Raw genomic sequence first — 26,358 nt, forward strand, 5'->3', positions numbered from 1 at the left:
GGCATTATTCAACTCAGCGAAACCGGAACGACCGTGGGTTTTTCCGGTTTTGCTTTTACCGCGATCACCACGCCAATCACCAACAGCGCAATCCCGCAGGCGGTTAACAGCGGCGGCACGCTCTCACGCATCAGGAACGTATAAAGCAAACCGGCGAGCGTTTCGAACACGATCAGCGGCCCCAAAATCACCGTCGGCAATTTCTGGCTGGCAATGTTCCAGCACAGCGCACCCACCCACGAGCACAGCACGGCGATGGCGATCATCAACCCTACAAACACCCACGGCCTCGGCCCAAACGGCAGGGCAAACTCCGGCTGCTGAAGCCCTAACCATCCGCATGCAGCGAGGTAACCCACCAGTGAGACGGGCAGCGTCACCAGCGCTTGCGCAGTCGCCCACATCATCGGGTTTTTATCTGGGTTTTCCCTCAGCCATTGGGCATTACGCAGGGCATACCACGCCCAACACACCACAGAAATCATTGCCAGCACAATGCCTGAGCCATAGCGCCATCCGCTCATATCGGCCAGTCCATGACGCAGTTCCGCAATATTCACGCACGCCAGTCCGGCCGCAATGCAGACCAGCGCGGGCAGCATTTTTGACCACGCCAGCTTGCCGTCACGATGGCTATACAGAAGGTTGGCGAACACCGGGATCACCACGGGTAACGTGCCGATAATCATGGTCGATACTGGCGCGCCGGTGCGCTGAATGGCGCTTGCCAGGCAAACGTAATAAATCAGATTCCCCATCATGGTCAGCGCCAGCGCGGTCATCCAGTCTTGACGGCGTAGCTGACGTAAACGCGCACGGCCCAGCCAGGCCAGCGGCAGAGCGATCAAGCCCAACGCCAGATAACGTCCCATCGACTGCAAAACCGCCGGGTATTCCGGCACGATCAGCGGGCCGACAAAAATCAGTCCCCACATCAAACCTGCAAGCAGGGCATACAGCACTCCGCTAATCATTTTTCCCTCCACAACCAGTAAACCTGCGTGAAGTGTAGGAAGACCAGCGCCTGGCGTATTGTATGAGATTGCGCATTAGCGCTGAGCGACCTGCTTTTGATAGCGCACGGGCGTAATACCGTAGCGATGCGTAAACGCGCGGGTGAGATGCGATTGATCGGTGAGTCCGGTCGCAGCCGCCACGTGTGCCGCGGGCATGCCGTGGGTGAGAAACGCTTTGGCGCGCCACAGACGAATCGCCATCAGCATTTGATGCGGCGTAACGTGAAAGTGCGCCTTAAACTGACGCTGGAAATGATAAGGGCTCAGCGACACCACGCGTGCCAGCTCGTCGAGCGTAACCGGATGCATATAATTGTCGTGCAGATAGTCACGCGCCTGCTCAAAGCGGTGCGCGCCTTCCTGTACCCTCGGCGCATGGCGAGCCAGCGGCGTAAAGGTGTCGATCAGATCCAGCAGCAACCCTTTTTGCGCCAGCGGATCGTCCGTATGCCACAGGCCATAAATCAGCTGGCAGATTTGCTGTGAGCGTTGCGGATCGTGGCGCGTCACGTCGCTGAACCACCAGTGGCGAATACCGGTCACCTCCTCCAGTAAATCAGGCTCGAGATAAACCATGCGATAGCGCCAGCCGTCGTCCGTAGCGGATTCGCCGGTATGCAGCTCATCTGGATTCATGGTGACGACGGAATGGACAGGGGCGACGTATTGCGTGCCGCGATAGCGAAAGCGCTCGGCACCGGCTTCAATCGCGCCGATTCCGAAGGCTTCGTGGGTGTGAGGCTCAAAGGCGTAGCGAGAGATATGGGCGTGATACAGCTCGATGCCCGGCACCTGCGCCAGATGGCGAAAACGCGCGCTGTCTCTCTCATCGATGAACTGTTCGGGTACGCCTTGCACGGTGAGTCTCCTCCAGGGTCATCCTTTGATTATCAGAGATGACCCTGGGGGATGCCACAAAAATTAACCCGTGCTTAACCGTTACAGAATACTTTTGACGCTTTCCGCCAGCGGCGTAGTGGCGCGGCCAATCAATTTGCTCAGCGTATGGCTATCGTCAAACAGACCGCCTTTTGACGCGCCCGTGTCAGAATCGGCCAGCATATCCGCCAGGCCTGCGGGTAATCCCACACCCTTCAGCGCGGCGGCGAAATCCGCTTCGCTCAGGTTCTGATACGTCACGGGTTTGCCGCTCTGTTTGCTCAGCTCTGCCGCCAGCTCGCTTAAGGTCCATGCGCTGTCGCCAGCCAGTTCGTACACGTTGCCCGCGTGACCGTCTTGCGCGATGACTGTTGCCGCCGCAGCGGCGTAATCCGCACGGGTAGCCGCGGCAATTTTACCGTCGCCAGCCGCGCCGATAAACACGCCGTGTTCAATAGCAGGTGGTGCGCTTGCCAGATAGTTCTCGGTATACCAGCCGTTGCGCAGCAGGGCGTAAGGGATACCAGAATCTGCCAGCGCTTTCTCGGTCGCGACGTGTTCATCGGCAAGGCCCAGCGGCGACTTATCCGCATGCAGCAGGCTGGTGTAGGCGATAAATTTCACGCCCGCCGCTTTGGCTGCGTTGATAACATTCTTGTGCTGCGGTTCACGCTGGCCGACTTCGCTGGACGAGATCAGCAGCAGTTTTTCCACGCCAGTCAGCGCAGCGGTGAAGGCGGCCTGGTCGGTGTAATCCGCCTGACGCACGGTAATGCCTTGTTTGCTCAGCGCATCGGCTTTTGCCGGGTTACGCACGATAGCCACAATCTGACTGGCCGAAACGGTTTTAAGCAGATGTTCGATAACGTGTTGGCCAAGCTGGCCGGTAGCGCCGGTAATCGCGATCATGAGGAACTCCTTCGTGTTTGTCTGATGTTGTGGCACACTATCACTCAAACTAACTTATAGTAAGTACGTACAAAAAGGTAAGTATGAACTCAACCCTCCCGACGCTCAGCGAGCAAATGCGCGACGGCAATCTTTTTGCCGAGCAGTGCCCATCCCGGGACGTGCTCAAGCATGTCACCAGCCGCTGGGGCGTGCTGATTCTGGTGGCGCTGCGGCAGGGAACGCATCGGTTTAGCGATCTGCGCCGTAAAATGGGCGGCGTCAGTGAGAAAATGCTGGCGCAGTCGTTACAGGCGCTGGAGCAGGATGGGTTTGTGAAACGCGTCTCTTATCCTGTGGTGCCTCCGCACGTTGAGTATAGCCTGACCCCTCTTGGCACGGAGGTGAGCGAGAAAGTAGCCGCGCTGGCGGACTGGATTGAGGTGAACACCCCGCAAGTGCTCACTAACCGGGACGAACGCGCAGCGTAAAGTCGTTGAGGAAACCTCTGCACGCCTTGCAGGGATGGCGGCGAATAAAAATGGATTTTCAGGCGCTGTGCCTGCGTCAATTTATGGCTTTTCTGGGCATTGAACGGGTGGAGTGTATCCGTGCTGAAGGTGCATCAAAAAGTGAAGACATGAAGCAATAAGAAATATATCTAGCTATGGCGTCACTTCCCCATGGTATTAACAATATTTTAAATCATGGGGAATGAGCTATGTTGCATGCCGTAACGTTAACGTATTCGAGTTATGAAGAAGACATTGCCCTAGATTTTGATGCACACAAGAAATGGCTCATTAGGGGAATATATTCTTTTTTAAAGTAATAATGGTTACCGATTTACTATATTCAGACTTGCTTGAAGTGAAATACTGTCTGCCGGATTGCCTTTGCCTTCTACCGTATTGGTAAAATAATTATAATCAAGCTCAATCCATTTCTGCAGTTTAGTTTCATAGTTGTCGGGATATTGTGCCTGCTCGATATCCGGTAACGTTTTGAAGTGTTCCAGCACGGCGCTAAAGAAATTTGTCAGCTTTCCGCTGCTGTTATATTCAGCCATCGCTTTGGCGACAACCTCTTTTCGCCAGGCGTATTCCTGATCGGTAGACGCTTCCCATGCGGCTCTTCTTTCGTTGGTGGTGTAGATCCCGCTGTCGTCATAAGTCACTAAAGCCAGTTGCTCGCGTGTAAAGCCAGCGAAAGGGTTTCTGCCGTCGCCATTAACAAATTTTGTGGCTTGCGCGGCTCTGGCTAAACGTTCGGGATCTGAAGAATCAGGTATTTCGGCGTTATACATCGCCCGGTTCGCGATATATTCAGGTCCGGTAATTTTATTAAGCAGCGTTTCTGCTTTTGCCCCCAACTCTTTTCTGCTGAGGCCTGCATTCTCAGCATCGGCCCGACTTGCACTCTCACTGAATTGTTGAGCAAGCGAGGAAAGCACAACGTCTTTTTTGGTCGTCATGTCGACCTTACCGGTTGTATTACCAGATCTCTCTGGCTGCATCATGGTGCGCCTGTTATCCGTCGAATCATTATTGAGACTCGATTTACTTCCGACAGGGTTGAGCATAGGTGTCTTTCCTTTTGCTGCGGCTACACCTGCAGCGCTGTTATCCATCGCTAATAAAGAGTATATCGGTCAACCGTCAATAATCTTTAATTTCGTTTCTCCTGAATGTGTCGTCGTTTTCGCTGAAAAATGGCATTTAAAATCATGAAGTGACTCAATGATAAAAACGCATCCTTAGAAGGTTTGCGCTTAAGAACGGGCAGGATAACGTTATTTTTCATCGTATGCGTAAAAGCGCTTTCCTGAAAAGTTAAGAGGCAAAACCGGAAGCTCATGAAATTTGGTAGCTATACATTTACGCCGGGTTGTTATGCTAATACGGGTTGGTCTTGTAGTTAACAGCAGGAGTATTTATGAATTCGCATCCGCTACGCCAGGTGATTGAATCGTGTGACAGAGCGATATCCGATAAAGATTATGATTCGTTAATGGAAAATTATAGCGAAGACGCTGCGCTGGTGGTTAAGCCCGGTATGGTCGTCAAAGGTAAAGAGAATATCCGCAAAGCCTTTATTGCCATCTCTGATTATTTTCAGGACCAGCTCGTTGTGGAGCAGGGAAATATGGAGGTCATCGAAGGGGGGGACAGCGCGCTGGTTATCATGGAAACGGTACTGCGCTTCCCGGATGGTAAGAACGAAACGGTGGAAATAACCCGTCGCGCCACCTATGTCTTCCGGCACGAAAACGACGGTCGTTGGCTCTGTACCATCGACAATTCGTACGGTACCGCTCTGTTGGATGCGGAAACGGCGTAGCCTTTCTCTCTGAATGGCTGCGCTTTGCGCTAAGCCGCCCTGAATGGTCAAAGGCGACCAACGCCGACCCGGCGCAGTTAATCGCGTAACGCGTCGATATCACCGGACATGATTGCCGTGAGGTTTTGGGTGATCTTTTCTACCGGCCAGTCCCACCAGGCGAGTTTTTCAAGCGTCGTGATGGTGTCATCTGAGAAGCGCATCTTAATGAGTCTGGCAGGATTACCGCCCACAATCGCATAGGCCGGTACGTCGGAGGTCACAACCGAGCGTGAGGAAACGATCGCGCCGTTGCCTACCTTCACGCCCGGCATAATCAGTGCCTGATAACCGATCCACACATCGTTCCCAATCACCGTATCGCCCTTGTAGGGTAAATCTTCGGGCTGCGGCGTGGCTTTCTCCCAGCCGTTGCCAAAAATATAAAACGGAAAAGTCGAGATCCCAGAAAGCTTATGGTTTGCGCCGTTCATTATAAATTGAACGCCTTTTGCTATCGCGCAAAACTTGCCGATGATCAGCTTGTCGCCAATAAAAGGAAAATGATAAAGGACGTTACGCTCGAAGTTTTCCGAGTCTTCCGGATCGTCGTAGTAGGTATAATCGCCCACGATGATATTGGGATTGGTCACCGTGTTTTTGATAAAACAAACCTGAGGGAATCCCTCCATCGGATGTGCCGTTGATGGGTTTGGTCCGTTCATACGCCTCCCGTTGCAATGTTTTACTGCCCGCAGGCCTTTGACTGGCGTCTAACGCAAAGGCGCGCAGAGTGCTCCGCGCGCCTGCTGTGTTTATTTCTGATTCAACTCCACCTGGTAAATCGCAAAGCCGATCTCATCGGTGCTGACTTTGGTCATCGGATATTGCGCTTTCTCTTTGATAAACGCCGCCGCTTTATCGGACGGTGAGGTCTCGAAACGGATATCCAGCGTGGTGTCGCTGTGAATCGGCGCCAAACGCCAGTTGTTGTCCGCTGCCGGATGGACCGCGCCTGCTTTCTTCGACTGCTCGCTAATCCAGGCCGCCAGCACCGAGCGGTTTTCATCCGGTGAGGCAAACGCAATATGGCTATCGCCGGTTCCGGCAAACTTGCCACCGTAGGCGCGATAGTTATTGGTGGCAACCAGGAATGTAGCATTCGGATCGACAGGCTTGCCGTTGAAGGTCAGGTTCTTGATGCGTTCCGCTTGCGGGTTAATGGCCTGACACTCACCGTCGTATTTCGCCGGCTGCGACACGTCAATCTGATATTCCACGCCGTCAATCACGTCGAAGTTATAGGTGCGGAAACCGTCCCAGTTGATCAGCGACTGCGGCTTGCTGCTTTTGGTATCAATCTGGTTAAACTGCCCGGCGGAACACTCCAGCCACTCTTTTACCTCTTTGCCCGTCGCTTTCACCACAACCAGCGTGTTGGGATAAAGATACAGATCCGCCGCGTTGCGGAAGGTGAGTTGACCTTTTTCCACTTCGACGTAGCTGGCCGGATCGTTCTTACGTCCGCCGACTTTGAACGGTGCGGCAGCCGAGAGAACCGGCAGTTTTGCCAGATCCGGATCGCCCTGAATGAAGTGCTCAACGTAGGCTTTCTGCGCCATGTTGACGATCTGCACGGTCGGATCGTCCTGCACCAGCGCCAGGTAGCTGTACATGTTGTCGGACGATTTTCCGATCGGCTTACTGACAAACTCACGCGTGGCGTCATGGTCGTGCTTGAGCACGTTCACCAGATTTTTATCTTCTGCGGCCAGCGATTTTTTGGCTGCCGCATCGTAAATCGGGCGAGCCTCGGCTTTCGACTGCGTCACCTGCCATTTTCCGGCGTCATTGTTCAGCACCAGATCGACTACGCCCAGATGATCGCCCCACATGCCAGGCATCACTGACGGCACACCGTTCAGCGTTCCTTTTTCGATATCCGCGCCTTTGATGCTGGCAAAATCTTTGCCCGGGAAGACGGCATGGGCGTGACCAAACAGAATTGCGTCGACGCCTGGCACTTCGCTGAGGTAATAGACGGAGTTCTCAGCCATCGCCTGATACGGATCGGCTGACAGCCCGGAGTGGGCGACGACCACCACGATATCTGCGCCTTTCTCGCGCATCTCTGGCACATACTTGCGCGCGGTTTCGGTGATGTCGTTCACGGTCACTTTGCCGGTGAGATTAGCCTTATCCCACGTCATGATCTGCGGCGGCACAAAGCCGATATAACCGATTTTCAGCGTCTGCTTTTTACCGTCCTGATCGACCACTTCAGTCTCTTTGATCAGGTACGGCGTAAAGAGCGGCTTTTTGGTTTTAACGTCAATGATATTGGCGTTAACGTACGGGAATTTCGCGCCAGCGAGCGCATTGTGCAGATAATCCAGCCCGTAGTTAAACTCGTGATTACCGAGGTTGCCCACCGCGTAATCCAGGGTATTCAGCGCTTTATAGACAGGGTGAACATCACCCTTTTTTAGCCCTTTTGCTGCCACATAGTCGCCGAGAGGACTACCCTGAATTAAGTCGCCGTTATCGACCAGCACGCTATTTTTTACTTCACCCCGCGCGGCGTTAATCAAACTTGCGGTGCGTACCAGTCCGAATTTCTCCGTCGGGGTATCTTTGTAATAGTCAAAGTCCATCATGTTGCTGTGCAGGTCTGTTGTTTCCAGAATGCGAAGGTCGACCGTCGCGGCCTGTGCGCTTGCTGCTATCAGCGTCGCAAGGAGCGTTGCGCTAAACTTAATCATCAGAGGAGTCCTTTTTTCGATCCAAGCCACAAAAGAATATGTATGTACATTTTGTTGCTTACAGAAGTGTGAATCCTGCCAGAAAAAAGCGCAATGAAACCAGAATTGCTTCACAGAGTGTGATTACGATATAAATAAAACAAATAGTTATGCCCACTGCGTTAACGAAGAGGTGGAGTATGTTAGAAAAAATTTGTCAGCTCGCACGGGAAGCCGGTGAGGCCATCATGCAAGTGTACGATGGCGCAAAGCCGATGGACGTGGTCAGCAAAGCTGATGACTCCCCGGTGACCGCCGCCGATCTTGCGGCCCATGCGGTGATCCTCAAAGGCTTGCAGGAACTCACGCCGGATATCCCTGTGCTGTCAGAAGAAGACCCGCAGGGCTGGGACGTGCGCCAGCACTGGCAGCGCTTCTGGCTGGTCGATCCGCTCGATGGTACAAAAGAGTTCATCAAGCGCAACGGCGAGTTCACGGTCAATATTGCCTTGATTGAAAAAGGCAAAGCGGTGATGGGCGTGGTTTACGCACCCGTGTTGAAAGTGATGTACAGCGCTGCAGAAGGCAAAGCGTGGAAAGAGGAGTGCGGGGTTCGTAAACAGATTCAGGTGCGTGATGCTCGTCCACCGCTGGTGGTCATCAGCCGCTCGCACAGCGACAACGAACTGCAGGAGTATCTGCAACATATCGGTGAGCACCAGACGACATCCATTGGATCGTCACTCAAATTCTGCCTGGTGGCGGAAGGGCAGGCCCAGCTGTATCCGCGCTTTGGGCCGACCAACGTCTGGGATACCGCAGCGGGTCACGCGGTTGCCGCCGCCGCCGGAGCGCATGTGCATGACTGGCAGGGTAAGCCACTGGACTATACCCCGCGCGAGTCGTTCTTAAATCCGGGCTTTAGGGTCTCGATTTATTGACCGAGCAATTTGTGCAGCAGGGCGATCACCTGCTGCACCTCTTCCTGCGTCAGCGCCCCATCTTTCGCCCACTGCACGCGGCCGTCTTTATCCAGCACCACCACCGCAGAACTCTCTTCTTCCAGCTGCCAGGCTTTGCGCGTCACGCCATTGCTGTCGACAATAATCTGTGACCATGGGTAGAGTTTTTTATTGCTCTCAAGACTGCTGCGCACAAACATGCCGGAACCCGGAATCGCATCATCGGTGTTAACAATCGTGGTGGTCTGGTAGCGGTCATGAGGGAGGTTTGCGCTCTTAATCGCTTCAATCATGCTGGCGTTTTTCTCTTTTGCCGAGGAGCGCCCGGCAAGATGTTGCACCACTCGCACTTTCCCTGGAAGCTGCGCGCTATTCCAGGCTTTGTAGCTAAACTTATCATTGTCGAGAATCAATTCTCCCCGATCGGTAATACCGACCGCTGGCACACGTTGTCCATTTTCAATGTTGTGCGCGGAAGCCATCAGCGGCAGTAACAGGCAGGCTGCGGCCAGGACGTTACGAAGGGTCATAGTGTTTCCTTTTTATGTGCTTATATGCAGGTGATCCGACCACTTGGTCATACGTTTTAATCATAAGTGCGATCAATATGCTTTACCCGCAATCTGAGTGCCAGTTTGCGGGCGAACGCACATATCCTTAAAAAAACGACGCCTTATACTGCTTTCGGTAATGCTATGCAAAGAATGTTCTGATTAATTGTAATCAAACGGTAAATAAACTGATGCATACTGGGTATCAATGTTTTTCTGGTCTATAGTCATTGGGCAACAAAATTTGCGCTCAGGACCGTCGGGCCGATTGTGGCGCCGCAAGAGCGTATGATTCGCAGGAGATACAAGAATGAAAATTTTCCAACGCTACAACCCGCTTCAGGTGGCGAAGTACGTGAAGATCCTGTTCCGTGGACGGTTGTATATCAAGGATGTTGGCGCTTTCGAATTTGATAAGGGTAAGATTCTTATCCCGAAAGTGAAGGACAAACAGCACTATTCTGTGATGTCCGAAGTCAACCGCCAGGTTATGCGTCTGCAGACTGAGATGGCTTAACCAACGTGCTATGCAGTAGTTAAGCAGTAAAAAAAACGGCTCCCAAAGGGAGCCGTTGATGTTTGTGCGGCGCGTTATGCGGACACTTTTTCTTCTGCATCCGGCAGTCTCGGCACCAGCACCGTCGGCTTATTATCGATGCGCGTCACCAGCAACTGGTCGATGCGATAGTTGTCGATATCCACCACTTCAAACTTGTAGCCGGAAAACTTCACCGAGTCGGTGCGTTTCGGGATTTTACGCAGCATGAACATCATAAAGCCGCCGATGGTCTCGTAGTTGCCGGACTGCGGGAATTCGTCGATATCCAGCACGCGCATGACGTCTTCAATCGGCGTACCGCCGTCAACCAGCCACGAGTTCTCATCACGCGCGACGATCTGCTCTTCCAGACCCTGACCAACCAGGTCACCCATCAGCGTCGTCATCACGTCATTCAGAGTGATAATGCCCACCACTAGCGCGTATTCGTTCATGATAACCGCGAAGTCTTCACCTGCGGTTTTGAAACTTTCCAGCGCTTCAGAGAGCGTTAAGGTATCCGGCACAATCAGCGTGTTGCGAATCTGCACGCCACTGATCAGCGCCAGACTCTGGTTCGCCAGCACGCGGTTCAGCAGGTCTTTGGAATCGACATAGCCAATGATGTGATCGATATCTTCGTTACACACCAGGAACTTAGAGTGCGGATGCTCGGCCACTTTGTTCTTCAGGCTCTGCTCGTCTTCGTGGAGATCAAACCAAATCACGTTTTCGCGGCCCGTCATGGAGGACGGCACGGTACGGGATTCCAGTTCAAACACGTTCTCGATCAGTTCATGCTCCTGCTTGCGCAGTACACCGGCCAACGCACCGGCTTCGAACACGGCGTAAATATCGTCAGAGGTGATGTCGTCTTTACGCACCATCGGGATCTTAAACAGGCGGAAAATATTGTTCGCCAGGCCGTTAAAGAACCACACCAGCGGGCGGAATACGTACAGACAGAAGCGCATCGGGTTGATGATGCGCAAAGCCACAGCTTCTGGCGCAATCATACCGATGCGTTTCGGGGTTAAATCCGCGAACAGGATGAACAGACCCGTCACCAGCGAGAAGGAGAGAATAAAGCTCAGCTGCTCGGAGAGTTCAGGTGCGAAGTATCGGGAGAAGAGACCGTAAAACACCGGCGAGAACGCCGCATCGCCCACGATACCGCCCAAAATGGCGACAGCGTTCAGGCCAATCTGCACCACGGTAAAGAACATACCGGGGTTTTCCTGCATTTTCAGGATACGTTGTGCATTGATGTTGCCATCGTCGGCCAGCAGTTTAAGTTTGATTTTTCGGGAAGCGGCCAGTGAAATCTCTGAAATCGAGAAAAAGGCACTGACAGCGATGAGACAAAGTATTAGTAAAATACTGTTTAACATAGTTTATCCGGCCTAACGCCAGATCCTCGGAAGGGAAGTTAATTACATTTGTGTGAAGACACATTGAACGTCAGCTCGTAGCGTTGAGCCGATTATTTCAGCGGGTAGTATAGCGTAAGAGAGTGTAAAGCCGCCAGAGGGCACATTTTCGGCTTTTTTCGGTGGACACATCGCTGAAAAAGCAGGCCGGATGGCGATGTGCCACCCGGCATTTACAACGCTTAGGCGAGCTGTGGCGGCAGGCAAACGCCAATCCCACCGATGCCGCAATAGCCATACGGATTTTTATGCAGATACTGCTGATGGTCATCTTCTGCATAGTAGAACGGCGTCGCGTTGGCGATTTCCGTGGTCACCTTGCGATTGTCATTCGCCGCCTGCATGGCGTCCTGGAAGCGCGCCAGACTCGCACGGGCGGCGGCGTCCTGTTCCGGCGTTAATGGATAAATCGCGGAACGGTACTGTGTCCCGTGGTCGTTGCCCTGTTGCATTCCCTGAGCGGGGTCGTGGTTTTCCCAGAACACCTGTAATAATTGTTCGTAGCTGATTACGCTCGGATCGTACACGATGCGCACCGCTTCAGCGTGGCCGGTTTCACCCGAGCATACTTCGCGATAGGTTGGATTTGGCGTATAGCCGCCAGTATAGCCCGCAGCGGTGCTGTAAACTCCGGGTAGCTGCCAGAACAAACGTTCTACGCCCCAGAAACAGCCCATCGCGAAAAGGGCGATTTCCATGCCATCCGGGACGTTGGTCATTGAATGATTGTTGACGGCATGCAGCGTTGCCACTGGCATCGGAGTGTTGCGTCCCGGTAATGCATCGGCTTGAGAAACAAGCTGCTTTTTGTCGAATAAACTCACGGTGGGGCCTCCCGGGTAGCGATATTTCAGTTAGGGTTGTCACGAAGCGTTTAATTGAACACAATAAATACGCTGAATGAGTCTAGATTTAAACATAAGAAATATTAGGCCTCTCGGCCATTTTTCAACCCGCGAATTGGGTTTTGGGCTTTATGCCGTGATATGCCGCGGAGCGGCACTTCATTGCTTCCAGGGTGGAAACAAGGATATTCAGGAGAAAACGTGCCAAAGATCCGCCAGTTATGTTTGGTCAGTTTATTGCTGACAAGCGGAGTCGCCAGCGCGGCGAATGTCCGTTTGCAGGTTGAGGGGTTATCCGGGACGCTGGAAAAAAACGTGCGTGCGCAACTGTCGACCATCCAAAGTGACGAAGTGACGCCCGACCGGCGATTTCGTGCGCGCGTGGATGATGCGATTCGTGATGGCTTAAAAGCCCTGGGTTACTACGAACCTACGATCGAGTTCGATTTACGTCCGCCACCTGCCAAGGGGCGCCAGGTGCTGATCGCCCGTGTCTCGGCGGGTGAACCGGTGCTGATTGGTGGCACCAACGTTGTGCTTCGCGGCGGCGCGCGTACCGACCGCGACTATCTGGATCTGCTGAGCACGCGGCCCAAAGTGGGCACGGTGCTTAACCATGGCGACTACGACCACTTCAAAAAAGAGCTGACCAGCGTCTCGCTGCGCAAAGGCTATTTCGACAGCCAATTTACCAAAAGCCAACTGGGTGTGGCGCTCGAAAGACGTCAGGCCTTCTGGGATATCGATTTCGACAGCGGTGAGCGCTTTCGTTTTGGCGATGTCACCTTCGAAGGATCGCAAATCCGCGATGAATATCTGCAGAACCTGGTGCCATTCAAAGAGGGTGACTATTACCAGTCAAAAGACCTCGCTGAACTGAACCGCCGTCTCTCGGCGACCGGCTGGTTTAACTCGGTCGTTGTTGCACCTGAATTCGACAAAGCGCGTAAAACCAAAGTGTTGCCGCTGCATGGCGTGGTGTCTCCACGCACTGAGAACACCATCGAAACGGGTGTCGGGTATTCAACGGATGTCGGCCCGCGCGTCAAAGCGACGTGGAAAAAACCGTGGATGAACTCCTACGGTCACAGTCTAACCACCAGCACCAGCATCTCCGCGCCGGAACAGCAGGTGGATTTCAGCTATAAAATGCCGCTGCTGAAAAACCCGCTGGAACAATATTATCTGCTGCAGGGCGGTTTTAAGCGCACCGATTTAAACGATACCGAACAGGATTCCACCACGCTTGCTGTCTCTCGCTTCTGGGACCTCTCCAGCGGCTGGCAGCGGGCGATCAACCTGCGCTGGAGTCTCGACCACTTTACGCAGGCCAACGTCACCAACACCACAATGCTGCTTTATCCGGGCGTGATGATCAGCCGCACCCGTTCGCGCGGCGGCTTAATGCCTGTCTGGGGCGACTCCCAGCGTTATTCCATTGATTATTCGAACACCGCCTGGGGATCGGACGTCGATTTCTCGGTCGTACAGGCGCAAAACGTCTGGATACGTACCCTCTATGACAAACACCGCTTCGTGATGCGCGGCAACCTCGGCTGGATTGAAACCGGTGATTTCGAGCGTGTGCCGCCGGATCTGCGCTTCTTTGCCGGCGGCGATCGCAGCATTCGTGGCTATAAATACAAATCCATCTCCCCGGAAAACGAGAAAGGCCAGCTGACGGGGGCGTCCAAGCTGGCGACCGGCTCGGTGGAGTATCAGTACAACGTCAGCGGAAAATGGTGGGGCGCGATGTTCGTCGACGGCGGCGAGGCGGTGAACGACATCCGCAAAAGCGATTTTAAAACCGGCGCGGGCGTCGGCGTGCGCTGGCAATCACCCGTCGGGCCAATCAAGCTCGATTTCGCCGTTCCGGTTGGGGACAAAGACGAGCACGGATTACAGTTTTACATCGGTCTGGGGCCTGAATTATGAGTTTATGGAAGAAGATAAGCCTCGGCGTGTTGATTTTTATCGTGCTGTTGCTCGGCACAGTGGCGTTTTTGGTCGGGACGACAACCGGCCTGCATCTGCTGTTTAACGCAGCAAACCGCTGGGTGCCTGGGCTGGAAATCGGCCAGGTGACGGGCGGCTGGCGCGACCTGAGCCTGAAGAATATTCGTTACCAGCAGCCTGGCGTAGCGGTTAACGCGGGTGAGTTTCATCTTGCGGTCAAACTGCGCTGCCTGCGTGACAGCAGCCTGTGCGTAAACGATCTGTCGCTAAAAGACGTTAACGTGACGATAGATTCGAAAAAAATGCCGAAGTCTGCGCCTGTTGAAGAGGAAGACAGCGGCCCGCTGAATCTCTCGACGCCGTATCCGATTGCGCTATATCGCGTGGCGCTCAATAACGTCAATATCAAAATCGACGACACCACCGTGTCGGTAATGGACTTTACCTCCGGCCTGCGCTGGCAGGAGAAGAATTTAACCCTGACGCCAACCGCGCTACAGGGGCTGCTGATTGCGCTGCCGAAAGTGGCAAAAGTGGCGCAGGAAGAGATCGTCGAACCCAAAATTCAGAACCCGCAGCCGCAAGAAAAACCGCTGGGCGAAACGCTGAAAGATCTTTTCTCCAAACCGGTTCTGCCGGAGATGACCGACGTTCATCTGCCGCTCAATCTGAATATCGAAGCGTTTAAGGGCGAGCAGCTGCGCCTGACGGGGGATACCGATCTGACGGTGTTCAACATGCTGCTGAAGGTGAGCAGCATTGACGGCAATATGAAGCTCGACACGCTGGATATCGATACCAATCAGGGCAGCGTGAACGCCACCGGTAACGCACTGTTGCGCGACAACTGGCCGGTGGATATGACCCTGAACAGCACGCTGAACATCGATCCTCTCAAAGGCGAGAAGGTGAAGCTCAAAGTGGGCGGCGCGCTGCGCGAGAAACTGGAGTTTGGCATTAACCTGTCAGGCCCGGTGGATATGGTGCTGCGCGGGCAAACTCAGCTGACGGAGGCCGGTTTACCGCTGAATATTGAAATTGTAAGCCAGCAGTTGTACTGGCCATTCACCGGTGAAAAACAGTTCCAGGCCGATGATCTCAAGCTGAAGCTCAGCGGCAAAATGACCGACTACACGCTGTCGTTCCGCACTGCCGTGAAAGGCGAGGGCGTGCCGCCTGCAAATATCACACTGGATGCGAAGGGCAACGAGCAGCAAATCAATCTTGATAAACTCACCGTCGCGGCGCTGGAAGGAAAAACCGAGCTGACTGCGCTACTCGACTGGCAGCAGGCGATCAGCTGGCGCGGTGAGCTGAAACTGACGGGCATCAACACCGCCAAAGAAGTGCCGGACTGGCCGTCGAAACTCGACGGTTTGATCAAAACCCGCGGGAGTCTGTACGGCGGAAGCTGGCAGATGGAGGTCCCGGAAATCAAAATCACCGGCAACGTGAAACAGAACAAGGTGCTGGTGGAAGGGGCGCTGCGCGGCAACAGCTATTTGCAGTGGATTATCCCTAAAATGCACGTTGCGCTGGGGCGCAATACGGCCGATATCAAAGGCGAGCTGGGGGTAAAAGATCTCAATCTGGATGCGACGATTGATGCGCCAAACCTCGACAACGCGCTGCCGGGCCTGGGCGGGACGGCAAAAGGCCTGGTGAAAGTGCGCGGTACGGTCGATGCGCCACAGCTGCTGGCGGACATTACCGCCAACAACCTGCGATGGCAGGCGTTGTCCATTGCTCGCGTGCGCGTCGAGGGCGACGTGAAATCCACCGATCAGATTGCCGGAAAACTGAACCTGCGCGTTGAGCGTATTTCGCAGCCGGATGTGAATCTCAGTCTGGTCACGCTGGACGCGAAAGGTAGCGAGAAACAGCACGATCTCCAGCTGCGTGTGCAGGGCGAGCCGGTTTCTGGCCAGCTGCATTTAACGGGCAGTTTTGACCGCAAAGAACAGCGCTGGAAAGGCCTGCTCGATAATACCCGCTTCACGACGCCGGTCGGGCCGCTGGCGCTCTCGCGCTCTATTGCGCTGGATTACCGCAACGCAGAGCAGAAAATCAGTATTGGACCGCACTGCTGGACCAACCCCAATGCCGAGCTGTGCGTGCCGCAGACTATCGATGCTGGTGCAGAAGGCCACGCGGTGGTGAATCTGAACCGCTTTGATCTGGCGATGCTGAAACCGTTTATGCCGGAGGCCACACAGGCCAGCGGTGTGTTCAGCGGTAAGGCCGATGTGGCATGGGACACCACCAAAGAGGGCTTGCCGCAGGGCAGCGTGACGCTCTCAGGGCGTAACGTGAAGGTCACGCAGACGGTGAACGACGCACCGTTGCCGGTGGCGTTTGACACGCTGAATCTGAAAGCCGATTTGCATAATAATCGCGCTGAGCTGGGCTGGCTGATTCGTCTGACGAATAACGGCCAGTTCGACGGCCAGGTGCAAATTACCGATCCGCAGGGACAGCGTAATTTGGGCGGTAACGTGAATATCCGCAACGTTAACCTTGCGATGGTAAATCCGATATTCTCGCGTGGTGAAAAAGCGGCGGGGATGCTCAGCGCTAATCTGCGGCTGGCGGGAAATCTGCAAAGCCCGCAGCTGTTTGGTCAAATGCAGCTGAACGGGGTGGATATCGACGGCAACTTTATGCCATTTGATATGCAACCAAGCCAGATTGCGATGAACTTCAACGGCACAAGCTCGACGCTGGCTGGGGTTGTGCGTACCCAGCAGGGGCAAATCAACCTGAGCGGTGATGCGGACTGGACTCAAATTGATAACTGGCGCGCGCGCGTGGCCGCAAAAGGCAGCAAAGTGCGTATTACCGTGCCGCCGATGGTGCGTCTTGACGTGTCGCCGGACGTGGTATTTGAAGCGACGCCAAGCCTGTTTACCCTCGATGGCCGCGTCGATGTGCCGTGGGCACGCATCGTGGTGCATGACGTGCCGGAAAGCGCCGTGGGCGTTTCAAGCGATGAAGTGATGCTGGATAACAATCTGAAACCTGCTGAGCCGAAAAGCGCCGGTATTCCGATTAACAGTAATCTGATCGTTCATGTTGGGAACAACGTGCGGCTTGATGCGTTTGGCCTGAAGGCTCGCCTGACGGGTGACCTGAAGGTGGCGCAGGACCAACAGGGCCTTGGCCTGAATGGGCAGATCAATATTCCTGAAGGGCGCTTCCACGCCTATGGTCAGGATCTGATTGTGCGTAAAGGTGAACTGCTGTTCTCTGGTCCGCCGGATCAGCCGCTGCTGAATATCGAAGCGATACGTAACCCTGAATCTACCGAGAACGACGTGATTGCCGGGGTGCGTGTTACGGGAACCGCCGATGAACCGAAGGCAGAGATCTTCTCGGATCCGGCGATGTCGCAACAAGAAGCGCTCTCTTATCTCCTGCGTGGGCAGGGTCTGGACAGCCAGCAGAGCGATAGTGCGGCGATGACGTCAATGTTAGTGGGTCTGGGGGTTGCACAAAGTGGTCAGGTTGTGGGTAAAATCGGCGAGACGTTTGGCGTCAGTAATCTGGCGCTCGACACCCAGGGCGTTGGCGATTCTTCGCAAGTGGTCGTCAGCGGCTATGTATTGCCGGGTCTGCAAGTGAAATATGGCGTGGGGATCTTTGACTCGCTGGCGACTCTCACGTTACGCTATCGCCTTATGCCTAAGCTATATCTGGAAGCAGTGTCTGGTATAGACCAGGCGCTGGATGTGCTCTATCAGTTTGAGTTCTAGCAATGCGAATATTTGTCTACGGTAGTTTACGCACTAAGCAGGGCAACAGTCACTGGATGACCAATGCTCAGTTGCTGGGTAATTACAATATCGAGAACTACCAGTTGTACAGTCTGGGCCACTATCCAGGCGCGGTTCCGGGGAACGGAACAGTACAGGGTGAAGTTTATCGTATTGATAATGCCACGCTTGCCGAACTTGATGCCTTGCGCACCAGGGGCGGTGAATATGCACGTCAGTTGGTCCAGACTCCGTATGGGAGTGCATGGATGTACGTGTACCAGCGTCCTGTCGATGGATTGAAACGGATTGAAACCGGTAACTGGCTAGACAGAGACCAGTACTGAGAATCGCCTCACAAGACCACGCTTCGGCGTGGTTTTTTTTTGATATTTTTCAGCTGCAAGAAATCCAAAAATAGATTTTACCGTTTATCTCAAAATGGACCATTAAACTCTTTTAGACAGTGAGTTAATCAGTAAAATACGCCGCAATAAGAAATGTATTTACCTCTATGATTTATACACCGTGAATATATTTCTAGTTATTGTTGTTGATTCGCTTTAAAGAATGCTTCCGTCGGGCTGTTAGATTTATTTATTAATATTTTTTATTTTATTGATACTGTCATGATGAGAAAATATTCATAGATTATTAATGAAAGGTCGGAGTATTTTTTAATTAATAATTTATACATACCCCAATAGTTTACTATTTAATAGGATTTAAAAATGAACTTCAAAAAAGCGGCTTTAGCTTCTGTTATGGGAATGTTGTTGGTTGCTGGCGCAGCGAATGCGAAGGACCAGGGCCATGGTAAAGTGACTTTCACCGGTTCTATCATTGATGCGCCTTGCTCCATCAACCCAGACAGCATTGATCAGACTGTGAACCTGGGTCAGGTTTCTAACGTTGCTTTACAAGCCAACAGCAATTCCGGTACTTCCGTGCCGCGTAATTTTGAAATCAAACTGGAAGGCTGTGATACCTCCACGCTGAAATCCGTTAAAACCACCTTCACGGGTGCTGAAGGTGCAACGGATGGCTCACTGGGTATCACAGGTACCGCGAAGGGTGCGAGCATCATCCTGACCAACGGTGACGGCGCGCAGATCAAAATGGGTGAGGCGTCCGCTGCACGTACGCTGCAGGACGGTAATAACACCCTGCTGTTCTCTGCATACCTGAAAGGCGATGGCGCTTCTGCGACCGTCACCCCAGGTGATTTCACCGCAGTCGCTGACTTTACTCTCGCTTACGAGTAATCGCACCTCCCTACTGAAACATACGCTCACGACAGTGGGCGTATGAATTTTCGAATCGCAGAGATGACTTATGAATTCTTTCATGCGCTGTACGACAGCCCTTTCGCTGATGGCGGTTGCATGTCTGGCGCAGGCCTCAAGGCAGAGCGTTACTCCGGGAAGTGAATTTGATCTTGGGCTCACCGGTCGCGTGAATATGGAAGGAACGATTCTTTCCAGCGCATGCGACATTGATACGGGTGATGGTTACCAGACCGTAGAAATGGGCTCTGAGACGCGCGGGCATATGGCTCGGGTAAGTGAAGGTGAACCCCATCCTTTTTCTATTGCACTGACAAATTGTTCACTGGCAGAGGCTGACAATCCATTACCCTGGCAGTTCATTCGTATCACGTTTGATGGCGATAAGAGCGATGGGTTATTTAAAGTAAGCGGCGTTGCTTCTGGCGTTGCATTAGAGCTGACGGACAGTAACGGTAAAATTATTCGTCCAGGTGAAACTGTCCCTTACCAAAAACTCACGGCAGATGAGATCCGCCTCGATTACCAAATTAAGTTAAAGACCACAATGCGGGAATTAATGGTGGGTGATTACCAGGCCATTCTCCGCTATCGGGTTGAGTATTTCTGATTAATTTAATCCTTTAGCGGGTACTAAGGTAATGGTTAATACATACATTAATAAAAAGTGCACAAAGACCTTTGTGGCAAAATGGTCTGTACTTGCAATTTGTGTTTGCGCAGGTATGCGCGCCCCTGCGATGGCAGCAGATGATATTCAATTTAATACCGATGTGCTGGATGTTAAAGACAAAGCAAATATCGACCTAAGTCAATTTTCTAAGCGCGGCTATATCATGCCGGGTGAGTATACCTTCCTGATTCAAATTAACCAAAACGAGCTGGAAGAACAAAACATATCTGTCTATCCGTCACCATCGGATAAGAATAATACCATTGCGTGTTTATCACCGGCACTGGTCCAGAAATTTGGTTTTAAAGATAAATTCCTTTCTCAGCTTCAGTCCTGGCATAACGGGGAGTGTTTAGATGTCGCTGGGCTAAAAGGCGTAGAGATCACACCGGATTTAGGTGCAGGCAAACTTGTTATCAACATGCCGCAGGCGTATCTCGAATACACCTCGAATGACTGGGTTCCCGCTTCGATGTGGGACGAAGGTATTCCTGGCCTGCTGGCAGATTATAACGTTAACGCCCAGGCCCGACACAATGAGCAAGGCGGTGATTCAAATACCGTATCGGGCAACGGGACCTTTGGCGCCAACCTTGGCGCATGGCGCGCACGTGCTGACTGGCAGACCAATTACGACCAAAACAGTGATGAAAACGGCAGCGGACAGAAGCAGTGGACCTGGAGCCGCATGTATCTTTTTCGTGCGCTTAAACCGATCAAAGCGAAGCTGACCCTCGGTGAAGATTACGTCAGTTCAGATCTGTTCGACAGCTTCCGCTTTGTGGGTGCAAGCGTGATCTCCGATGACAATATGCTGCCGCCTAATTTGCGTGGCTATGCGCCGGAAGTGACCGGCGTGGCAAAAACCAACGCCAAAGTGACTATCTCCCAGCAGGGACGCGTGCTCTATGAAACGCAGGTTGCTGCAGGCCCGTTTGCGATTCAGGACCTTAACAGCGCGGTAGCGGGTGAACTTAATGTGCGTGTTCAGGAGCAAGATGGCTCCGTGCAGGAATATAAAGTCAATACGGCCAATATCCCGTATCTGACGCGTCCCGGCAGCGTTCGATATAAGTTTTATGCAGGGAAACCCGTTGGCTACGATCACAAAACGGACGGTGACACCTTCGGAACTGCTGAGTTCTCCTGGGGGATCAGCAACGGTTGGTCGCTTTATGGCGGTATGGTTTCAAGCGCTAAATACATTTCTCTTGCAGCGGGTATTGGTCGCGACCTGATGGCGCTCGGCGCGTTGGCATTCGACGTCACGCGTTCCGATGCAAAACTGGAAGATGAGCATCGCTCTGGCCAGTCGTATCGGGTGAGCTACTCAAAGCGCTTTGATGACACGGGAAGTCAGGTGACCTTCGCAGGCTACCGCTTCTCTGAAAAAGATTTTATGAGCTTCTCGGACTACATCAGCTATCGCGCAGACAACGGCGATGTCATGCAAAGTAAAGAGATGTACACCGTCACCTTCAGCCAGCAATTCAAGGCGCTGGGGCTGAGTGCATACGCTAACTACTCGCATCAGACCTACTGGAATACTGCGGCCGAAGATCGCTACAGCGTGTCGCTGTCGCGCTATTTCGATATCGGTAAATGGAAAAATATCAGCGCGTCGCTGACGGCGTATCGCAATAAATTCAATGGGATCAACGACGACGGTATGTATATGTCGTTCTCCATTCCGTGGGGCGACACCGGCACGCTGGGGATGAACTCATCCTATAACGGTGATGCCCGAAGCCAAAACCTGAGCTATTACGACCGTCTGGATAATGGTGACAATTACCGCGTCGCAGCCGGCGGCACCAACGACGGCGGCTCGCTCAGCGGCTACTACGACCACCTGGGCGATGCGGCGGAAGTGACCGGCAACGTGGACTACCAGCACGGCCAGTACAGTTCGACAGGCCTGAGTCTGCGCGGCGGCGTCACTGCCACCGCGAAGGGGACGGCGCTGCACCGTTCCAATACACCGGGCGGCACCCGCGTGTTGCTGGACACTGGCGACGCAGCGGATGTGCCAGTGAAGGGCTACAGCGGCAACACGGCGACCAACCTATTCGGCAAAGCCGTCGTCACCGAGGTGAGCGACTACAACAAAAACAGTCTGAGCATCGACATCAACAATTTACCGGATAACGCCGAGGTGTCTACGTCGGTGGTGCAGGCGACGCTGACCGAAGGGGCCATTGGCTATCGTCGGTTCAACGTGCTTTCAGGTCAGAAGGCGATGGCAGTCATCAGCCTGAAAGACAGTAGCCATCCTCCGTTTGGGGCAAGCGTACGCAACGCTGAGAATCAGGAAGTCGGTCTGGTCAACGATGACGGTCAAGCCTATCTCAGTGGCCTGAGGCCAGGCGCGAAATTGAATGTGAGCTGGAATGGAACGGCACAGTGTGCCGTTACCGTACCGGAAAAACTAACAGGACTAAGTCAGAACGGAAATCTGTTACTGCCGTGCCAATAAGGCGCGGTACAGACCCTTTTTACAGAGCATATGATAATGAAAAATACCCAGTTGAAAAAATCAGTAATGGCCGTCTCTCTTTTAGCCGGTCTGATGATTACTCAGCAGGCCTCTGCGGCTATCGCCCTGGACCGTACCCGCGTTATCTATAACGGCGGCGAAAAGTCTATTAGCTTGAACATCAGTAACGAAAACAAAAATTTGCCTTACCTTGCGCAGGCATGGATGGAAGATGCGCAGGGGACAAAAATCACGTCGCCGCTGACCGTACTGCCGCCTGTGCAGCGCGTGGAGCCGGGTGCGAAAAGCCAGGTGAAAATGCAGGCGGCCCCGGCCGTCGCCGCTCTGCCTCAGGATCGCGAGACGCTGTTCTATTTCAACCTGCGCGAAATCCCCCCGCGCAGCACCAAGCCTAACACCCTGCAGATTGCGTTGCAGACTCGCATCAAGCTTTTCTACCGCCCTGCAGCCATCGCGCTGGATAAAACCCAGTCAGCACAAGGCGACTGGGTGGAGAAGGTGACGCTGACGCGCCAGGGGGATCAATTTGTAGTGAACAACCCAACGCCGTACTACCTGACTCTGGTGGAGGGCGCGCCGTCGGTGAAAGGCAAGCCGGTGGGCTTTGAGCCTGTGATGATCGCACCGAAAGAGAGTGGTGCGATTAAGGCATCCGCTGCGGCGCTCGGCGCTAGCCCGGTATTTACCTACGTCAACGACTACGGCGGCCGTCCGCAGATCCAGTTCAGCTGCGGCGGGGCGACCTGCACCGGCAAGCTAGTCAAAGACAAAAAATAAAGCCGGGACAAGGAGGAAAAGGATGAACAGAGCCGCGAAAAAAATGGCATTGCCGGTGCTCGCGCTGGTGTTGGCAGGCCCTGCGGCAGCGGATGAAAAGCCGCTGGCCGATACGGGTCAGTTGTATGTGCACGGCGATTTGCAAGAAAACACCTGCCGGCTGGAAATGGATTCTGCATGGCAGGAAGTGGATCTCGGCTCAACAGCCCGTGCCGACGTAAACCTGGTAGGCCGTGCAGCGAAACCGGTGACGGTGAAACTGTATCTGCGCGACTGTCCCGTACTGGGGAACTGGAGCACGAATATTACGCCGCTGACCGAAACGGTGAGCACGATGCAACCGCCTTATCGGGCACGCTTTGTCGCGGTGTCGGATGCGTCAAATCCAGATTTGGTGGCGGTCACCGGTGCCAGCGGTATCGGCCTGCGTCTGCGTGATAGCCGTGGCAAAACAGTGATGCTGTCGCGCACGGGTGACACGATGCTGCTGAACCCCGGTCAGGACGAGGTGGTCTTCACCCTGGCCCCGGAGCGGACTAACGCGCCGTTCATCGCCGGGCCGTACCACGCGGTCATTAACTTCAGCCTGATTTACCAGTAGGGGCGGGCGAAGAACATGACAATGAAATGCAACGCACTGGCTTTATGCCTGATGGCGGCGGCGCTGCTGCCGGGCTTCAACCCTGCTGCGCGGGCAAACCCAGGATCGACCTATTCGCTGAATATCGCCATTGACGGCACGATCATGGCAAACGGCTCTTGCAAATTTAACCAGGGCGGCACCCTAACGGTGGATTTTGGTGAAGTTCGGCTGCAGGGAAGCGCAAATAACACCGTGACGCTGGATGGCACTTACCGCAAGCCCATCGTCAGTGACTTTACTTGTAGCGGTGACAGTGCCGGGCTGCTCCAGATGAAGCTCAGCGATACCGGCGGCGGCGAAAAAACCTATAACAGCGTTCAGGTTTTGGATACCGATAAAGGGATCGTGGGCGTTGAACTGCTGGTCAACGGCGTTGCGCAAAGCACGGGGAGTTGGTTCACCGTAGACCAGGACAGTCCGCCGTCTCTGGAGGCTCAATTGGTCCAGACCAGCACGACGAACAGCAGCAATGTGGTCAGTGGCGATACGTTCACCGCAGCCGCGACGCTCGTGATGGCTTTTAATTAAGGTTACAGGATATGAAAAGCAAAAAAGCAGCAGCGCTTTCCGCCCTGGGGCTGATGTTACTGGCCGTGATATCGACGGGAAGGGCCGCGCAGACCGGCGACACGCTGAACATTACCTTCCAGGGGAAATTTATTCTCTCCACCCCCTGTACGGTGTCGAATGACAACGTGATTGATGTCTCCTTTGGCAATATCCGCGTCAATGGCGTCAATGGAAAGGATAACGTCCAGGTGATTCCTTACAGCGTGGATTGCCACGGTGCGCCGGACGATTCACCGCTGGATTTGACCATCATTGGCACACAAGAAAGCTATGACGATGCGGCGCTGACGACGTCGGCTGACGGCCTTGGGCTACAGATTCAGGCTAACGGCCAGGCGATGAAGCTCAATAAACCGCTCAGCACCACGCTTGGAGAACTGTCTTCGCTGACGCTCACCGCTGTTCCGGTAAAAGACGCGGCGAAGACGCTCACCGAGCAGCCCTTTACCGCCATCGCGACGCTGATCGCGCAGTACCAGTGAGGACGACATGAAGAGATCATTTTGTACACGCCTGTCGCGTTGCGCGCTCAGTTTAGCGCTGCTGGCTGCCATCAACGTCAACGAGGCGCAGGCGCTGGATAACAACCTGCATTTCAGCGGCGCGCTGGTCAGTGAACCCTGCAATCTGGACCCGGAGACCAGCGATATCACCGTAGATTTCAGTTCTGTGGTGGCGAAATACCTGTATCAGAATACCCGCACCCTGGGTGTGCCGTTTGTGGTCAACCTGACGGACTGCGATATGAGCCTGGGAAACAGAGTGACGATGACCTTTAAAGGCACCGAAAACAGCATACTGCCGGGGTTGTTGGCAGTGACGGGGACAGCGAAGGGAATCGCGATTGGTATGGAAACGCCGGAGGGCGCGGCGCTGCCGTTTAATCAACCGACGCCGGAATATGCGATAGCCAACGGTAGCAACAAATTAACTATACAGGCCTACGTGCAGGGCGAGCCCATCGCGATTGCCCAGCAGGCGATTATGCCTGGGGATTTTTCGGCGACTGCGACGTTTGAGCTGACGTATCCATGATGTCGACCCGTGGCAATGGCGAAATAAATAACGCTATTTTTCAGAGCAAATTATTATGTTAAAAAATATCCTGTTAATTATTGTGATAATGGTGGGTGCAATCGGAAATACGAATGCAGCTGTTAGCGGCTTCGCTGGAAGTTCAAAAAATGGCCCTCCTACTTGTCCAAACAGTGTTATGGGTAATCCATTGTCTGGCACACAGGTTTGGAGTTTTTCCGGTAATTTATGCACAATGGGCAGTCCTGGGTATGTGCCGTCTTCTGGTTACTATTTTGCGCAGACAGATATTATGCGTAACTTTTCTCTAATGTATAGTTTTAAATCAAATTCAGCATATATAGATGGTTCCAAACCTGTTAATAGTCAAACGATCAGCCTAAGTGCGCCAGGTTCTTATTCGCTTACTTTGTACACAGGCGAGTGGACCACTCTATGTGCTTATCTTGTGAACTCGGTAGGAACAAAATATATATTAGGTGATTACCAGCAGGCATGTTATGGGGCACCATTGCCCTATACGCCCACTGTTCCAGATACATCCTGTACGATAAACAGCGGTAATGCGCTAAGCGTCTCGCTTGGAACGTTAAACCGCGACGAAATCCCTACGGTCCCTGACTCGGGCTCAGCCATCAGCAAGACGATTTCGGTAACCTGTACCGGCGGGAAGGTAACGGCCAATATGAAGCTGAACTACACGCCTATTTCCATCGGCAGCAGTCAGGCGGTAAAAAGTTCAACAAACGGCGTCGGAGCAGCGATATTTTACGGTAATAAAGCGCTTTCACCTTCGGATGTCACACCGCTGAATTTTTTAGAGGGCTCGAATACTCTGACATTAGGTTTCCAGGCCGTGCGTGATTCTACTGTGGCGTTAAAAGATATTCCTACCGGTGCTTTTACGGCGAATGCGGTATTAGTGATGACCCAGCAGTAATCCATCGCCTTTATTTTTCATTAACAGGACGGGATATTTCCCGTCCTGAATGTTTATTGA

25 protein-coding genes are annotated in these 26,358 nt (G+C 53.4%); 16 read left to right on the plus strand and 9 right to left on the minus strand.

Annotation, left to right across the window (positions count from 1 at the left end):
* Positions 1-8: 8 nt before the first annotated feature.
* From AC0LWE_RS16555 to AC0LWE_RS16565, 3 genes are all read right to left on the minus strand, one after another.
* Entirely contained in the window at positions 9-974 is a 966-nt protein-coding gene (locus tag AC0LWE_RS16555) for a DMT family transporter (protein WP_202714502.1), read from the minus strand.
* A gap of 75 nt (positions 975-1,049) precedes the next feature.
* Positions 1,050-1,874, minus strand: coding sequence for an AraC family transcriptional regulator (locus AC0LWE_RS16560; protein ID WP_174342706.1), 825 nt, complete (start codon positions 1,872-1,874; stop codon positions 1,050-1,052).
* A gap of 81 nt (positions 1,875-1,955) precedes the next feature.
* Positions 1,956-2,804 carry an SDR family oxidoreductase gene (locus tag AC0LWE_RS16565; RefSeq protein WP_216980579.1) on the minus strand — a complete coding sequence of 283 codons (849 nt, stop codon included), beginning with the start codon at positions 2,802-2,804 and terminating at the stop codon, positions 1,956-1,958.
* Positions 2,805-2,887: 83 nt separating this feature from the next.
* Here AC0LWE_RS16565 and AC0LWE_RS16570 point away from each other — a divergent pair, with 83 nt between their 5' ends.
* Positions 2,888-3,274: a winged helix-turn-helix transcriptional regulator gene (locus AC0LWE_RS16570; RefSeq protein WP_216980578.1), complete on the plus strand. Its 387-nt coding sequence runs from the start codon at positions 2,888-2,890 to the stop codon at positions 3,272-3,274.
* A 347-nt stretch (positions 3,275-3,621) separates the two neighbouring features.
* Here AC0LWE_RS16570 and AC0LWE_RS16575 read toward each other — a convergent pair whose 3' ends face one another.
* Positions 3,622-4,365: a hypothetical protein gene (locus tag AC0LWE_RS16575; protein ID WP_219347131.1), complete on the minus strand. Its 744-nt coding sequence runs from the start codon at positions 4,363-4,365 to the stop codon at positions 3,622-3,624.
* A gap of 353 nt (positions 4,366-4,718) precedes the next feature.
* Here AC0LWE_RS16575 and AC0LWE_RS16580 point away from each other — a divergent pair, with 353 nt between their 5' ends.
* Entirely contained in the window at positions 4,719-5,123 is a 405-nt protein-coding gene (locus tag AC0LWE_RS16580) for a YybH family protein (RefSeq protein ID WP_202665611.1), read from the plus strand.
* Between the two features lie 77 nt (positions 5,124-5,200).
* Here the strand turns inward: AC0LWE_RS16580 and AC0LWE_RS16585 are convergent, their stop codons facing one another.
* Both AC0LWE_RS16585 and AC0LWE_RS16590 read right to left on the minus strand, forming a co-directional pair.
* Positions 5,201-5,827: a Vat family streptogramin A O-acetyltransferase gene (locus tag AC0LWE_RS16585; protein WP_202714509.1), complete on the minus strand. Its 627-nt coding sequence runs from the start codon at positions 5,825-5,827 to the stop codon at positions 5,201-5,203.
* A gap of 90 nt (positions 5,828-5,917) precedes the next feature.
* Positions 5,918-7,864: a bifunctional 2',3'-cyclic-nucleotide 2'-phosphodiesterase/3'-nucleotidase gene (locus tag AC0LWE_RS16590; protein WP_219347130.1), complete on the minus strand. Its 1,947-nt coding sequence runs from the start codon at positions 7,862-7,864 to the stop codon at positions 5,918-5,920.
* A gap of 179 nt (positions 7,865-8,043) precedes the next feature.
* Here AC0LWE_RS16590 and cysQ point away from each other — a divergent pair, with 179 nt between their 5' ends.
* A complete protein-coding gene (gene cysQ, locus AC0LWE_RS16595) occupies positions 8,044-8,784 on the plus strand; it encodes a 3'(2'),5'-bisphosphate nucleotidase CysQ (RefSeq protein ID WP_059179955.1) in 741 nt (246 codons plus the stop codon).
* Here the strand turns inward: cysQ and AC0LWE_RS16600 are convergent.
* Positions 8,778-9,335, minus strand: a complete 558-nt coding sequence (locus AC0LWE_RS16600) for a YtfJ family protein (RefSeq protein ID WP_131486906.1) — start codon at positions 9,333-9,335, stop codon at positions 8,778-8,780. The two genes, cysQ and AC0LWE_RS16600, sit on opposite strands and share 7 nt — an antisense overlap.
* A gap of 331 nt (positions 9,336-9,666) precedes the next feature.
* Here AC0LWE_RS16600 and AC0LWE_RS16605 point away from each other — a divergent pair, with 331 nt between their 5' ends.
* Entirely contained in the window at positions 9,667-9,873 is a 207-nt protein-coding gene (locus tag AC0LWE_RS16605; RefSeq protein ID WP_012015808.1) for a DUF1107 domain-containing protein, read from the plus strand.
* Positions 9,874-9,947: 74 nt separating this feature from the next.
* Here AC0LWE_RS16605 and paeA read toward each other — a convergent pair whose 3' ends face one another.
* Complete coding sequence (gene paeA, locus AC0LWE_RS16610) at positions 9,948-11,285, minus strand: polyamine export protein PaeA (RefSeq protein ID WP_059179957.1); 1,338 nt, start codon at positions 11,283-11,285, stop codon at positions 9,948-9,950.
* Between the two features lie 221 nt (positions 11,286-11,506).
* Positions 11,507-12,148, minus strand: a complete 642-nt coding sequence (gene msrA, locus AC0LWE_RS16615) for a peptide-methionine (S)-S-oxide reductase MsrA (RefSeq protein WP_059179958.1) — start codon at positions 12,146-12,148, stop codon at positions 11,507-11,509.
* Positions 12,149-12,370: 222 nt separating this feature from the next.
* Between msrA and tamA the strand changes: the two genes are divergently transcribed.
* The 12 genes from tamA (at position 12,371) to AC0LWE_RS16675 (ending at position 26,298) form a co-directional block, all read left to right on the plus strand.
* Entirely contained in the window at positions 12,371-14,104 is a 1,734-nt protein-coding gene (gene tamA / locus AC0LWE_RS16620; protein ID WP_219347129.1) for an autotransporter assembly complex protein TamA, read from the plus strand.
* Positions 14,101-17,877, plus strand: coding sequence for an autotransporter assembly complex protein TamB (gene tamB, locus AC0LWE_RS16625; RefSeq protein WP_216980574.1), 3,777 nt, complete (start codon positions 14,101-14,103; stop codon positions 17,875-17,877). Before tamA ends, tamB begins: the two co-directional genes overlap by 4 nt.
* 2 nt (positions 17,878-17,879) lie before the next feature.
* Positions 17,880-18,224, plus strand: coding sequence for a gamma-glutamylcyclotransferase family protein (locus AC0LWE_RS16630; protein ID WP_059179961.1), 345 nt, complete (start codon positions 17,880-17,882; stop codon positions 18,222-18,224).
* Positions 18,225-18,608: 384 nt separating this feature from the next.
* Positions 18,609-19,142, plus strand: a complete 534-nt coding sequence (locus tag AC0LWE_RS16635; protein WP_202668029.1) for a fimbrial protein — start codon at positions 18,609-18,611, stop codon at positions 19,140-19,142.
* 82 nt (positions 19,143-19,224) lie between these two features.
* On the plus strand, positions 19,225-19,773 hold the full coding sequence (locus AC0LWE_RS16640; RefSeq protein ID WP_202668028.1) for a fimbrial protein: 549 nt from the start codon (positions 19,225-19,227) through the stop codon (positions 19,771-19,773).
* Positions 19,774-19,804: 31 nt separating this feature from the next.
* A complete protein-coding gene (locus AC0LWE_RS16645) occupies positions 19,805-22,312 on the plus strand; it encodes an outer membrane usher protein (protein ID WP_202694562.1) in 2,508 nt (835 codons plus the stop codon).
* Between the two features lie 30 nt (positions 22,313-22,342).
* The gene (locus tag AC0LWE_RS16650) at positions 22,343-23,110 is read left to right on the plus strand and encodes a fimbria/pilus periplasmic chaperone (RefSeq protein ID WP_410199985.1); all 768 of its coding nucleotides are present in this window, start codon (positions 22,343-22,345) and stop codon (positions 23,108-23,110) included.
* Positions 23,111-23,132: 22 nt separating this feature from the next.
* Entirely contained in the window at positions 23,133-23,711 is a 579-nt protein-coding gene (locus AC0LWE_RS16655) for a fimbrial protein (RefSeq protein ID WP_234593624.1), read from the plus strand.
* A gap of 15 nt (positions 23,712-23,726) precedes the next feature.
* Positions 23,727-24,281 (plus strand): fimbrial protein, encoded by a 555-nt coding sequence (locus AC0LWE_RS16660; protein WP_202668025.1) that lies wholly within the window; start codon positions 23,727-23,729, stop codon positions 24,279-24,281.
* Between the two features lie 11 nt (positions 24,282-24,292).
* Positions 24,293-24,805, plus strand: coding sequence for a fimbrial protein (locus AC0LWE_RS16665; protein ID WP_202694561.1), 513 nt, complete (start codon positions 24,293-24,295; stop codon positions 24,803-24,805).
* A gap of 7 nt (positions 24,806-24,812) precedes the next feature.
* Positions 24,813-25,358, plus strand: a complete 546-nt coding sequence (locus AC0LWE_RS16670; protein ID WP_202668023.1) for a fimbrial protein — start codon at positions 24,813-24,815, stop codon at positions 25,356-25,358.
* 55 nt (positions 25,359-25,413) lie between these two features.
* On the plus strand, positions 25,414-26,298 hold the full coding sequence (locus AC0LWE_RS16675) for a fimbrial protein (RefSeq protein WP_234593625.1): 885 nt from the start codon (positions 25,414-25,416) through the stop codon (positions 26,296-26,298).
* Positions 26,299-26,358: the final 60 nt, after the last annotated feature.

This window comes from Lelliottia sp. RD5 (assembly GCF_056032945.1).

What these genes read in the sequence shown, in the direction of transcription:
- AC0LWE_RS16555 (WP_202714502.1), bottom strand. Translation starts at nt 974, where the DNA reads ATGATTAGCGGAGTGCTGTATGCCCTGCTTGCAGGTTTGATGTGGGGA.
- AC0LWE_RS16565 (WP_216980579.1), bottom strand. Translation starts at nt 2,804, where the DNA reads ATGATCGCGATTACCGGCGCTACCGGCCAGCTTGGCCAACACGTTATC.
- AC0LWE_RS16570 (WP_216980578.1), top strand. Translation starts at nt 2,888, where the DNA reads ATGAACTCAACCCTCCCGACGCTCAGCGAGCAAATGCGCGACGGCAAT.
- AC0LWE_RS16575 (WP_219347131.1), bottom strand. Translation starts at nt 4,365, where the DNA reads ATGCTCAACCCTGTCGGAAGTAAATCGAGTCTCAATAATGATTCGACG.
- AC0LWE_RS16580 (WP_202665611.1), top strand. Translation starts at nt 4,719, where the DNA reads ATGAATTCGCATCCGCTACGCCAGGTGATTGAATCGTGTGACAGAGCG.
- AC0LWE_RS16585 (WP_202714509.1), bottom strand. Translation starts at nt 5,827, where the DNA reads ATGAACGGACCAAACCCATCAACGGCACATCCGATGGAGGGATTCCCT.
- AC0LWE_RS16590 (WP_219347130.1), bottom strand. Translation starts at nt 7,864, where the DNA reads ATGATTAAGTTTAGCGCAACGCTCCTTGCGACGCTGATAGCAGCAAGC.
- cysQ (WP_059179955.1), top strand. Translation starts at nt 8,044, where the DNA reads ATGTTAGAAAAAATTTGTCAGCTCGCACGGGAAGCCGGTGAGGCCATC.
- AC0LWE_RS16600 (WP_131486906.1), bottom strand. Translation starts at nt 9,335, where the DNA reads ATGACCCTTCGTAACGTCCTGGCCGCAGCCTGCCTGTTACTGCCGCTG.
- AC0LWE_RS16605 (WP_012015808.1), top strand. Translation starts at nt 9,667, where the DNA reads ATGAAAATTTTCCAACGCTACAACCCGCTTCAGGTGGCGAAGTACGTG.
- paeA (WP_059179957.1), bottom strand. Translation starts at nt 11,285, where the DNA reads ATGTTAAACAGTATTTTACTAATACTTTGTCTCATCGCTGTCAGTGCC.
- tamB (WP_216980574.1), top strand. Translation starts at nt 14,101, where the DNA reads ATGAGTTTATGGAAGAAGATAAGCCTCGGCGTGTTGATTTTTATCGTG.
- AC0LWE_RS16630 (WP_059179961.1), top strand. Translation starts at nt 17,880, where the DNA reads ATGCGAATATTTGTCTACGGTAGTTTACGCACTAAGCAGGGCAACAGT.
- AC0LWE_RS16635 (WP_202668029.1), top strand. Translation starts at nt 18,609, where the DNA reads ATGAACTTCAAAAAAGCGGCTTTAGCTTCTGTTATGGGAATGTTGTTG.
- AC0LWE_RS16640 (WP_202668028.1), top strand. Translation starts at nt 19,225, where the DNA reads ATGCGCTGTACGACAGCCCTTTCGCTGATGGCGGTTGCATGTCTGGCG.
- AC0LWE_RS16645 (WP_202694562.1), top strand. Translation starts at nt 19,805, where the DNA reads ATGGTTAATACATACATTAATAAAAAGTGCACAAAGACCTTTGTGGCA.
- AC0LWE_RS16650 (WP_410199985.1), top strand. Translation starts at nt 22,343, where the DNA reads ATGATAATGAAAAATACCCAGTTGAAAAAATCAGTAATGGCCGTCTCT.
- AC0LWE_RS16655 (WP_234593624.1), top strand. Translation starts at nt 23,133, where the DNA reads ATGAACAGAGCCGCGAAAAAAATGGCATTGCCGGTGCTCGCGCTGGTG.
- AC0LWE_RS16660 (WP_202668025.1), top strand. Translation starts at nt 23,727, where the DNA reads ATGACAATGAAATGCAACGCACTGGCTTTATGCCTGATGGCGGCGGCG.
- AC0LWE_RS16665 (WP_202694561.1), top strand. Translation starts at nt 24,293, where the DNA reads ATGAAAAGCAAAAAAGCAGCAGCGCTTTCCGCCCTGGGGCTGATGTTA.
- AC0LWE_RS16670 (WP_202668023.1), top strand. Translation starts at nt 24,813, where the DNA reads ATGAAGAGATCATTTTGTACACGCCTGTCGCGTTGCGCGCTCAGTTTA.
- AC0LWE_RS16675 (WP_234593625.1), top strand. Translation starts at nt 25,414, where the DNA reads ATGTTAAAAAATATCCTGTTAATTATTGTGATAATGGTGGGTGCAATC.